The sequence below is a fragment of the Streptomyces sp. NPDC058632 genome, from assembly GCF_042717095.1.
Taxonomy (GTDB): Bacteria; Actinomycetota; Actinomycetes; order Streptomycetales; family Streptomycetaceae; genus Streptomyces.
The window spans coordinates 73,383-86,032 of sequence record NZ_JBHXQZ010000024.1; the positions used below are offsets into that span (position 1 = coordinate 73,383).

The 12,650-nt window shown below is 74.6% G+C and carries 1 protein-coding gene; it reads left to right on the forward strand.

Annotated elements, in window-relative coordinates; translation table 11 throughout:
• Nucleotides 1-161: 161 nt before the first annotated feature.
• Nucleotides 162-12,593, forward strand: a complete 12,432-nt coding sequence (locus ACFWVE_RS12155; protein ID WP_384011506.1) for an amino acid adenylation domain-containing protein — start codon at nucleotides 162-164, stop codon at nucleotides 12,591-12,593.
• Nucleotides 12,594-12,650: the final 57 nt, after the last annotated feature.

The window sequence follows — 12,650 nt, forward strand, 5'->3', positions numbered from 1 at the left end:
CACTGATCGAACCGTAGGCGACGCCACTGACAATGGGCCGCCGGTGATCAATGCACGGAAGCAACCTGTCCCGGTTCCGGCGAGTCCCCTGTATCGCCTGCCTCTGCGCCGCCGCGCGTCCCCGGCTGCGGGCACACCACGAACGAACGACGAACGGACCCATGAACACCGTGACCCTGCTGGACGTCCTGCTGGACGCCGCCCGCCAGTCCCCCGAGCAGCTGATCGTCCATGTCAGGGGCGACGGCGGCGAGACGGCCGTCACCTTCCGGGAACTCATGGCCGAGTCGCTGCGCGTCGCGGGCGGTCTCCGTGCCGCGGGCGTCCCGCCGGGCACCTGCGTTCCGGTGCTCGCGGAGCACGGCGCCGACTTCCAGCCCATGTTCTGGGGCGCGCTCGCGGCCGGTCTGGTGCCCGTGCCGCTGGCGCCGGACGTACGGCGGGTCCGGCCGGTGTGGGAGCACCTCGGCCGTCCCCCGGTCGTGGTGGACGCGGCCTGTGCGCCGGTGGCCGCCGAACTCCCGGACGGTGCGCGGGTCCTGCGGACGGAGGTACTGCGGGAGGGTCCGGCCCTGGACTCCCCCGCCGCGCCGGATCCGGACGGACTGGCCTTCCTGCAGTTCTCGTCCGGCAGCACCGGGGCGCCCAAGGGCGTGGAGCTGACCCACGCGGCCGTGCTGGCGAACCTGCGGCAGCTGACGGAGGCCTCCGCCCTCACGGAGCACGACGTGGTGGTCAGCTGGATGCCGTACTTCCACGACATGGGGCTCATCGGTACGCACCTGGCACCGCTGGCCGTGCGGGCCAAGCAGGTGAAGATCGGTCCCCTGTCGTTCGCGAAGAACCCCCGGCTGTGGTTCGACGTGGCCGCCGCGCATCGGGCCACCGTCCTCTCGGCCGCCAACTTCGCGCTGGCGCTGACCCTTCGCCGGGTTCCCGAGGAGGTGTTCGCCGGGCTGGACCTGAGCGCGGTGCGGCTGATCCTGGTGGGAGCCGAACCGATATCGGCGACGGTGTGGCGGGACTTCGCCGCCAGGACCCGGGCGTCGGGGCTGGATCCGCGGGCGGCGACACCCGTGTACGGCCTGGCCGAGGCGACGCTTGCCGTGGCGTTCCCGCCGCTGGGCGAGGTGGCCGTGCCGGTGGCCGTGGAGCGGTCCGCTCTCGGCCGGGGCCGCGTGGTGGAGGGGGAACCCGGTGGTGACGCCACCGGGTGGGTGGAGCTGATGGACGTCGGGGTGCCGGTTCCGGGCTGCTCGGTGCGGATCACCGACGACGCGGGCCGGCCCCTGGGCGACCGGCGGGTGGGGCACATCGAGGTGAGCGGTCCGCAGGTCGCCCGCGGTTACCACGGCCTGCCGGACGCGACGGCACTGTCCTTCACCGACGGCTGGCTGCGCACCGGCGACCTGGGTTTCCTCCGGGACGGCCGACTGTGTGTCAGCGGCCGCTTCAAGGACGTCCTGTTCGTCAACGGCCGTACGTTCCATGCCCCGGACCTGGAGGAGGTGGCGTCCGGCACGCCGGGGGTGCCGGCCGGGACGACGGTGGTGGTCGGGTCGACCGATCCGGTGACCGGTGGGGAGCGGGTGGCGGTGTTCGTCGCCTGGGCGCGACCGCCGCGCACCGCGTCCGGGGTGCTGGACCTGGTCGCCCGGCGGGTCCGTGCGGCGCTGGGCCACGACGACGTGCGGGTGTTCGCGCTGCCGCCGTCGGCGTTCCCCCGGACGACGAGCGGCAAGGTGCAGCGGCAGCGGATGCGGTCCCGGTTCGAGGCGGACGGATACCGGCCGTCGGCCCGTTCCGGGGCGATGGCGGGCTCGGGTGCGGTGGCGGGTGGTCCGGTGGAACGGCTTCGGCGGCCGTCGCCGTCCGGGGGCCGGCGTGCGGTGCCCCGTTCGCGTGGGGACGTGCGGCGCGTGGTGCGGGACGTGTGGGCCGCGGTCCTGGGGGTGCCCGAGGCGTCCTTCGGGGACCGGGAACGGTTCGCCGAACTCGGCGGCACCTCGCTCCGGGCCATGGAGGCGCTCGGCGCCCTGGAACGTTCCCTCGGTGTCTCGCTGGGTCCGGCGGTGATGCGCAGCGACACGGTCGCCACACTCACCGACCATCTCATGGATGTCGTCGAGGCGGACGGCGCAGGGACGGACAGCATCTCGGCGGACGACGCGGGCACGGGCGGGCAGGGGAGCGCGTCCGCCGCGGGCGGGGCGTCCCCGACCGCCGTGGTGGGCCTGGCCTGCCGGTTCCCGGGGGCCGACACGCCGGAGGAGTTCTGGGACCTGCTCACCGCCGGCCGCGACGCCGTGTCCGTGGTGCCCCCGGGCCGCTGGGGCGCGGAAGGCCGGGCCACGGACGGCTCCGGAGGGTCCGGGGCGGCGGGACGCTGGGGATCCTTCCTGGACGACCCCACCGTCTTCGACGCCGGTCACTTCGGTATCGGCGACGAGGAGGCGCGCGCGCTGGACCCGCAGGCGCGCGTCTTCCTCGAGCTCGCCCACGAGGCGCTGGAACGCGCCGGGTACGCCGGGCCCCGTCGCCGGTCCCTGCGGGCCGGAGTCTTCGCCGCCGTCGGCGACAGCGGCTACCGGCAGCTCCTGGCCGGCGCGAACACCGTCGGCATGCCGCCGACCGCGACGGCCCTGACCGGCAATCTTCCCGGTCTGGTCGCCGCGCGGCTGTCCCACTGCCTCGATCTGGACGGCCCGGCGCTCGCCGTGGACACCGCGTGCTCCTCGGGTCTGGTGGCGCTGCATCTGGCCCGGCGCAGTCTCGCGGACGGCGAGTGCGACATCGCGGTCGTCGGCGGGGTCAACCTGCATCTCACCGCGTCGGCGCACCAGGCCCTGGAGGCGGCCAAAGCCCTGTCGCCGACCGGGCGCAGCCGTGCCTTCAGCGCGTCGGCCGACGGGTTCGTGCCCGGTGAGGGCGGCGCGGTTCTCGTCCTGCGGCGACTCGACGAGGCCCGGCGGGACGGTGACGAGGTCCTGGCCGTCGTACGCGGCACCGCAGTCAACAACGACGGTACGTCGCTGAGCCTGATGGCACCCAACCCGCTGCGCCAGCGCGAGGTGATCGGCCGTGCGTACGAGCAGTGCGGGGTCGACCCGGCGTCGGTCTCGTACGTCGAGGCCCACGGCACGGGTACGGCCGTCGGCGATCCGATCGAACTGCGGTCCCTCGCGCATGCGTTCCCGGCCCGTCCGGACGGCCGGCCCCGGCTGCTCGGCTCGGTGAAGACCAACATCGGGCACCTGCTGAACGCGGCGGCGCTGCCCTCGCTCGTGAAGGTGGTCCTGGCCCTCGGGCACGGGCGGCTTCCGGCCTCGCTGCATCACACCCCGGTCTCCCCCGCCGTCGAGCGGTCCGGGTTCGCCCTGGTGACGGAGGTGACGGCCTGGGAGTCGGCCGGGCCGCGCAGGGCGGGGATCAACGCCTTCGGCTTCGGCGGCACCAACGCGCACGCGGTTCTGGAAGAGGCGCCGCCGCGCGGGAACGGCCGCGGGGCGCTCCGGGACAGTCACGGCCCGAACCTGCTCACCCTCTCGGCGGGCAGCTCGGCCGGACTCGACGCGTGGACGGCGCGCCTCTCGGACCGCCTGGGCGACCACCCGGAGTTCGAGGAGGGTGACGTCTGTCTGACGGCGGCCGCCGCTCGCGACGAACGGCCGTACCGTCTCGCCGTCGTGGCCGCCGGCGACCTGCGCGACCGGCTCGCCTCGGTGCGCGCCGCCGACGGCTCGCCCGTGCCGGGTGTGGCCGCCGGGACGGTGACGGGGCGGCCGCGGACCGTCTACGTGTTCCCCGGCCAGGGCGGCCTGTGGCCGGGGCAGGGACGGGAGTTGTACGCCACGGCACCTGTGTACCGTGCGACGCTGGACGAGGCGTCGGCGCTGGTGGGAGCGGTGCGCGGGCGGGACTTGACGGCCTGGTGCGTGGACGGCGACGTGGACGGCGACGTTCTCGCCGCGACCGAGGTGGCGCAACCCCTGCTGGTGGCGCACGGTGTCGCGCTCGCCCGGCAGTTGACGGCCTGGGGGATGCGGCCCGACGCGCTGGTCGGACACAGCGTCGGCGAACTGGCGGCCGCCTGCGTCGGCGGCATGCTGTCGCTGTCCGAGACGCTGCTGTTCGCGGCGGAACGCGGGCGGCTCATGGGCGGGTCGACCGCACCGGGTGCCATGGCGGCGGTGCGGGGCGCCGAGGAACGGGAGATGGAGGCGCTGGTGGCCGCCTCCCCGGGCGACCTGGCGGTGGCGGCGTACAACGGTCCCGGCCGGCTGGTGCTGTCCGGGACCCCGGACGCGGTCCGGCGGGCGTCGGAGCGGCTCACCGCGCGCGGCGCGACGGTCCGTGCGCTGCGGGTGCCGCGCGCCTTCCACTCGCCTCTGATGGAGCCGGTCGCGCACGCCCTGAGCGACGCGGCGCGCAGGTTGACGGTGTCAGCGCCCACGCTCGCGGTGATGAGCACGCTCACCGCCGAGTGGCAGCCTCGGATGGATCCGGACCATCTGCGGGAACACGCCCTGCGACCGGTGCTGTTCGGCCGGGCCGTGGAGCGGCTGCTGGACGAGGGCTACGACACGTTCGTGGAACTCGGCGCGGGTGAGAACCTCGCGGGTCCGATCCGCGCGGTGGCCGCCCGGCAGCGGGCCGACGGCACGGACGCCACGACGGACGGCGCGGTGCACGGCTCGGCGCAGGAGGCCCTTGTGGTGTCCGCCCCCGTGGCAGCGTCCGGCGGCGGAGGAGCGCCGGGCGGGGCCCGGGAGTTGATGGAGACGGTGGCGCGGCTGTGGGCGCGCGGGGTGCCCCTCGACCGTACGGCGCTCGACGCGGGGCACCGCAGGGTGCAGTTGCCGCCGTACCCGTACCAGCGGCGCAGGTACTGGCCCGAGCCCGATGCGCGCGGACTGCTGCACCGTGTCGAGTGGCGCCCCGCGCCCCTCTCCGGCGACGGTCTCCCCCGCACCGGCCTTCCCGGCCCGGTGCTGGTGGCCGGAGCGGACGCCTCGGCGGTACGCCGGTTGGTGGACGGGTTCGCGGCCCTCGGCGTACGGGCGGTCACGGCAGGCCACGTCGACGTCCGTCCGCAGGCCGTGGTCCTTCTCGGCGGCCCGGTCCGACGGAACTCGACGGACCGGACGGGCACGGCGGACCCTGCGGGCCCGGCGGGCGTCCTCGACGAGGAGCTGCGGCAGGCGGTCGGGGCGTTCCGGGACGCCCTCGCGCTGCTGGACCGGACCGGGGCCCGCCGTCTCCTGGTCGTGACCGAGGACGCGCACGTCACGGGTCACGGCGTGGAGCAGCCGGTGCCGGCGCAGGCGGTTCTGGGTGGTCTGGCCCTGGCCGTACCGGAGGAGTCGGCCGGCGTGGTCGCGAACTGGGTCGACCTCGCGTCCCACGACGTTCCTGGCACTTCCTACGACGAGGGGTGGCCGCGTTGCCTGGCCGCTGAGTTGACGGCGCCGCAGGCGAAGGGAGCGATCGCCTGGCGGACCGGACAGCGTCTCGTGCGTTCCGTCGTACCGGGAGCAGGGGAAGGGCGGGGCCCGGTGGGAGAACCGGGCAGGCCGTACGACCAGGAGCGGCTGCCGGCCGACGGTACGTTCCTGATCACGGGCGGCGCAGGCGGCATCGGGTCCGCGCTGGCCCGGGACCTGGCGGGCCGGGGCCGGCCTGTCCTGGTGCTGGCGGGACGTGCCCCGCACCCGCCCGCGGGCCTGCTGAGGGAGCTCGCCGGTCTCGGTGCCGAGGCACGCTACGTCGCGGCCGACCTCACGGTGCCCGCCGACGTGGAGCGGCTCGTCCGCGAACTGCCTTCGCTGGACGCCGTGTTCCACGCGGCGGGTGTCGTACGGCCCGGCAGTCTGCGAGGGACGGACGTGCCGGAGACCGTGGAGGCGCTGGGGGCGAAGACCCTCGGGACGGTCCTGCTGGCCGGGGCGCTGCACCGGCACGGGCAGCGCCCGGGGGTGTGTGTCGCGTTCTCCTCGGTGTCGTCGGTGCTGCACGGCCTGGCGGGTGCGCTGGGCGCCTACGCCGCGGCAAACGCCTTCCTCGACTCCTTCGCCGGAGCCGAGCGCCTGGCGGGCCGTCCCTGGCTGTCGGTGAACCTGGGTCCGTTCGCCGAGACGGGTCTCGCGGTCACCGCGGGTGCCGGAGCGGGCGGCGGGGGACGACCGCTGGCGACGGCGCCCGCGCTGGCCGCGCTGCGAGCGGCGTGCGTCACCGGTGCGACGCAGTTGGTCGTCGCCGACCTGGCGTCCGGGGCACAGCCGGTCACTGCCCCGGCGCGTCCGGTGCGGACCACAAACGTCGAGGACGCCGCCTCCGTGCCCCCTGACACCGACCGGCATCGGCACCGGCCCGTGGTGTCGTCCGACACCGCTGTCGTCCTGCGGGAACTGCTGGCCCAGTCACTCGGCATCCCGGCATCGGGCGTCGACGACGACACGCCGTTCCTGCGGCTCGGGCTGGACTCGCTGGGCGCCGTCGACCTCGTCAGGCGGCTGGAGCGGAAGCTGGGACGGCAGCTGCCCACCACGCTCTTCTTCGAACACCGGACGGTGCGTGAACTCTCCGCCCACCTGGACCTGGAGGGGCACACCGGTGTGCCGGCACAGGCGACTGCGAAGGACCGGGGAGCGGGTGCGGGGAGCGGATTCGAAGACGTGCCGGGTCCTGTACCCGGGGACGGGAGGGGGGCCGAGGACGGGAGGGGGGCCGGGTGCGGGGACGGACGGGCCTTCGCCCTGACTCCCGTACAACTGGCGCTGTACACCAGCAGCCGGCTGCATCCGGACGTTCCGGCGCGGGGGCATCTGCGGTTGGCCGTCCGGGGCCCGCTCGACACGGAGCTGCTGGGCCGGGCGCTGGCGGCGCTGGCCGAACGGCACGGCGTGCTCCGGCTGCGGGTGGACGACCCGGACGGGCTGCCCGCGCAGCGTGTGGCGCCTCCGGTGCCGCTGCGGGACTGGTTCGAGGTGCGTGACTGCGCTGCCGACGAGGTGGCCGATGCCGAGACGGCCGTGTGCAACCGGCCGTTCGACCTGGCGGCGCTGCCGCCGGTCCGGGCCGTGCTGCTCCGCCAGGCCCCGGAGCTCGCCCATCTGGTGCTGGTGGTGCACCACGCGGCGGCGGACGGCTACAGCCTGAACATTCTCGCCGAGGAGCTGTGGAACACGTACACCGATCTGTACCACGGACGGCGTCCGCAACAGGCACTTCCCACACCGGACTTCGCACGGTACGCGGCGAGTCTGCCGTCCTCCGGCTCCGCCGGGCGGCACGCCGACCGGCGGTACTGGGCCGAGCGGTTCGCCACGCTCGGCGAACCGCTCCGGCTGCCTTACGACGGCGATCCCGACGCGCTCGCGCCCGGCCCGATCGCGCAGTACTACGGCGAGCTCGGCGCCGATCTCACCACCGGCCTGGAACGACTGGCCGCCGCGCACGGTGTCTCCCTGTTCCACCTGCTGCTCGCCACGTATGTGCGCTGTCTGGCACGGTGGTCGGGGCGCCCGGACGTGGTGGTCAACGTGGCCAGGGCGCGTCGTGAGGACCGCTTCGAGGGCGTGGAGCGGCTGGTCGGCCCACTCGCCGACGTCCTTCCCCTGCTCTGTGAGACGGCGGACGGCGAGTCGGTTCCTGCCCTGGCGGGGCGATTGCGCGGGATGTGGCTGCGGAGCGAGCGGCACGCCGGACTGAGCAGCCTGGACCTGGCCGCACTGCTCCCCGGCGCACGTCCCGCTGCCGGCACTGGTGCCGGTGCAGGTTTCGGCAGCCGCACAGTGAGTCCGGTGGGCTTCAGCTTCGCCCGCTTCCCTGCGGAGCCCGCCGCCGGCTGTCCGGTGGAGGTACGGGCCAGCGCCGCCGGCACCGGGTCGGCGGCGACCCGGCTGAGTCTGCTGTGCTGGGCGGACGGTCCGCAGCTACGGCTGTCGTGGAACTATCCGGAGCCGCTGTTCCGGCGGGCCACCGTGGCGCGCCTGGACCGGGAGTTCCGCGCCGAGCTGGCCGCGCTGCGCACACCGCGGTCGCCGCAGCCGCCGCCGGACGCCGTCCCCTCCCTCGTCGTGCCGTCCTCGTCCGTGCGGGACGACGGAAGCGTCCCGCTGGCCGCTCGGCTGCTCGACCGGTTCCGGACGGCACCCGGCGCGCTTGCCGTGGACTCCGTCGATGCCGTGGACGCGGTGGACGCGGCGGACACGTCTCTCACGTACGGGGCGCTCGACCGTGCCTCCGCCCGGCTCGCCGCACGCCTGCACGCCCGCGGCGTACGCCCCGGTGATCTGGTGGGACTGTTCACCGAGCCGGGCGCCGACACCGTCGTCGGTCTCGTGGGCATCCTGCGCGCCGGGGCCGGCTGGGTCCCGCTCGACCCGGAGCACCCCACCGCGCGGCTGGCCGACCAGCTGGCCCGCACCGGCGCGACCACCGTGGTGTGCCACGCCCCCACCCGGCGCACCGTCGACGCTCTGACGGCCGTACGGGCGGTGCCCGTCACCGACGACGGCCTGCCGGACACGGACGTGTACAGAGGCACGGAGGCCGACCCCGACGTGACCGCACCTGCGACGGCGGCCGTCCTTGCCTCGCCGTCCGACGCCGAGGGGATCGCGTACGTCATCTTCACCTCCGGTTCCACGGGACGTCCGAAGGCGGTGCCGATCACTCACCGGGCGATGGAGAACTATCTCGACTGGGCCGTCGCCACCTTCGGCTACGGTCCCGACGACCGCCTCGCGCAGACCGCTTCGCCCTGCTTCGACGCCTCGGTACGCCAGTTGCTCGCACCGCTCCTGGTCGGCGGCACCGTCGTGACCGTGCCACGTGGCCTACTGCGGGATCCCGAGCTGCTGCTCACGCGGGTGGAGCGGGCACGGGTCAGTGTGTGGAGCTCGGTGCCGACGCTCTGGGAACAGTTGCTGTCGGCCGCCGAGGAAAGGGCGCGGAGCGGAGCAGGCCTCCCGGATCTGACGGCGCTGCGGTGGGTGCACGTCGGCGGTGAGGCACTGCCCGTGGACCATGTGCGCCGCTGGTTCGACCTGTTCGGAAACGGCGCGCGGATCGCCAACCTGTACGGACCCACCGAGACGACCGTCAACGCCACCTGCCGGGTCCTCGACGCCCGTCCCGGCGACGAGGTGCGGCAGGTGCCGGTCGGACATCCCGTGGCCGGTACGGACCTGGAAGTGGTCCGTGCCGACGGCACCGCCTGCGAGCCGGACGAACCGGGCGAGCTGCTCATCTCGGGCGTCGGTCTGACCCCCGGTTACCTGGGCGAACCGGAGCTGACCGCGCGGGCGTTCACCATGCGGGCGGGGCGACGCTGGTACCGCAGCGGGGACCGGGTCCGCCGGTCGGCCGACGGCACCGTGGAATTCCTCGGCCGGGTCGACGACCAGGTGAAGATCCGCGGGAACCGGGTGGAGCCGGGAGAGGTCGAGGCGACGCTCCAGGAGTATCCCGGGGTCGCGCGGGCGGCGGTGACGGCGCACGAGGGGCAGCTGCTCGCCTTCGTCACCCTCCGGTCCTCGGCCCACCGGCCGGACACCCGGGAGCTGCGCCGTCACCTGGCCGGCGTTCTGCCGTCGTACATGATCCCGGCCCGGATCACCTGCGTCGACGCGCTGCCCCTGACGGGCACCGGGAAGGTCGACCGCCTGGCACTGGTGGGCACGTCCTCCCGGTCCGGTCCGGCGGCACCGGACGACGTGGAGACGTCCTCCCCAGCCACGGCGACCGAACGACGCGTGGCGGCCGTCTGGTCGGACCTGCTCCGGGTGGACGTCGAATCGGTCCGCCGGGAGGACGACTTCTTCGACCTGGGTGGTGACTCGCTGCTCGTCCTGCGGGTGTTCGCCCGGCTCGCGGACCACGGGGTGCCGCTGCCCCGGCCGACGGTGATCTACCGTCATCGCACCCTCGCGGCGCTGTCCGCGGCCATCGACGCCGCCGCGTCGGAACCGCGCTCCGCCACCGCCACCGCAGCCTCGGCTTCCGTCTCCGCACCCCCGGCCGGGCGGTCCCTTCCGGCCGGCGACGACCGGACATCTCCGTTCCCCGTCACGGCCGGCCAGCGCGGGTTCCTGCTCGCGGAGGCTCTCGCGCCGGGCGGCGGGACCTGGCTGGCCCGGATTCGGCTGTCCGGACCGCTGGATCCCGACGTCTTCCAGTCGACGGTCGACATGCTGGTGGAGCGGCACGGCATGCTCCGCACCGTCTTCCCCGCCGGTGCCCGTCCGCCCGTCCAGCAGGAACTGCCGCCGTCCCTGCGTCTGCCGGTCGTCTTCGAGACGGTCGCGTCCACCGCCGAGGTGGACGAACGGGCCGCGGCCGAGGCGGAACGGCACCTCGAGACCTGGGCCTGGCCGCTGGTGCGCCTTCAGGTGCTCAGCCTCACTCCGGAGGAGCACACCCTGCTGGTGCACGCCCATCACGTCATCGGCGACGGATACAGCGCGGCCTTGCTCATGCAGGAACTGACCGAGGTGTACGACTGGTCGGCAGCCGGCGGCACCGCGCCCCGCCTCCCGCTGTTGCGCAGTGACTTCCGTGACCACGTCCGGTGGTCGGCGGAGACCGGCCGCCGGCCCGGCGTCGCCGGGTCGGCGGCGGAACGCCGGGCCCGGATGTACGCCCCGTACCGGCCGCCGGTGCTGCGCACCACGGCGGTGGCCGGTGACGGCGGCGCGACGAACCGTGCCGGGGCCGCCCAGGGCGATGCCCGGTTCGAGTCCTCGGAGTTCACGCTCGGCACCTCCCTGACGGCGGCGTTGCGTACACTCGCGTCCCACGCGCGAACCACCCTGTACGCGCCCCTGCTGGCCGCCTACTACCAGGAGCTCGCGGCGCTGACCCGCCGGTCCGATCTGATCGTGGGGCTGGCGGTGAGCGGCCGGGACAACGCGCTGCCCGGCTCACACCGGATCTTCGGCCCGTTCGCCTCGGCCGTCCCCGTCCGGCCCGCCCCGGCCGGCACCAACACCTCTCACGCCGCCAGCGGGTGGGACTTCGACCGTGCCCTGCGCCGCACAGCCGCCGAGGCGGAGGAGGCACGCGCCCACGAGGACGTGGCCCCACTGCGTGCCGACGGGCTTCCCCTGACCTCCCAGTTCTTCTTCACCTTCCTCGACTTCTCCGCGCTGGCACCCGCGGACGACGCCGGCCCTTTGCGGTTGTCGTGGGAGGCGGGAGACAGTACGTTCCTGCCGCCGTCCTCCGCGACGGACGTGTTCATGGCGGTGCGGCCCGACGGGGGCGGGCTGCGGGTGACGGTCCGGGGCGCGAGCCCGGCGTTCGCACCCGGCGCACTCGGTCGTTTCACCGACGCGTTGCGCCGACGTCTCGAACGGGCCGCGGCGGGTGACAGCGGCGTGTCGAGCCGTCCGACGACGAACCCTCCCGAAACGGACCGTCCCGTGGCGCGCCGGTCCGCAGCGAGGGGCCACGGACCGCGGGACACGATGGACGCTGCCCTGATCGGCTACCTGCCCGCGCCGGGGCATCTTGCGCGCCTGGCGGGTCTGCCCGCGTCGGCGCTGCCCCGGGCCGAGGTGCGCGCGCTGCTGTTCCCCGAGAGCGTCCCACGCTTGGTGGAGACGGTGGATACGCCACTGGGCCGGTCGGGCTTCTTCTCCCTCCCGCTCTTCGCCGACGAACTCGCGACGGACACCGGGCTGGTGGAGCACACCGCCCGTGCGGTGTCGCTCGCCGCCGCCCGGGGTGCGCGATGTGTGTCCCTGGCGGGGATGATTCCGTCGCTGACCGGATACGGCTTCGACGTGCTGCGGTCCGGACGCCATCCGGCGGCCGTGACGACGGGCCACGCGGCGACGGTCGTGTCCGTGGTGAAAACGGTGCACGCGGCGCTGGAGGCCACCGGCCGGGACCTCCCGGATCTCGACGTGGCGTTCGCCGGCCTGGGTTCGATCGGTGCCTCCTCACTGGAGCTGCTGCTGTCACTGGCCGCCCGGCCTCCCCGGCGACTGCTCCTGTGCGATGTGCGGGGCAGCGGGCCGCGGCTGACCGCCCTGGGACGGCGGTTGCAGAAGCGGGGGCTGGTCGGTCCGGCCGGGTTCGAGGTCGTGGAGTCGGAGCGGGTGCTGCCGGACGCGGTCCACGGTGCGGACCTTCTGGTGACAGCGGTGAGCGGCGCCGCCGCGGTGCTCGACATCGACCGGCTCCGGCCCGGGGCCGTCGTGGTCGACGACTCCTTCCCGCACTGCTTCGACACCGAGCGGGCCCTTACGCGCATGCGGGAGCGGAAGGACATACTGGTGCTGGGCGGCGGGCTGCTGCACGTCGGCCCCACCGACCGGGAGGTCGCCGGGGACCTGCCGGACGCGGCGGCAGCCGGTTATCTCGCGCAGCCCTGGATCGAGGAGACCCTGGCCTCCTGCCGGTCCGAGTCCCTGCTGCACGCCGCCGGCCACGAACTGCCGCTGGTGCACGGTCTGGTGGACACCGGAGTGGCTCTGGCCTACTGGGACGCGGTGGAGCGGGCCGGAGTGTCGGCCGCCCCGCTGCACCTGCTCGGCCACACCCTCGATGCCGCTTCCCTCGGCGGGACGGCCGCCAGGAACTGAAGGAGGCCCCTCACACCGCTCCTGCCGCTTGCCCGCTCCGGGGCTCGCGGCAGGAGC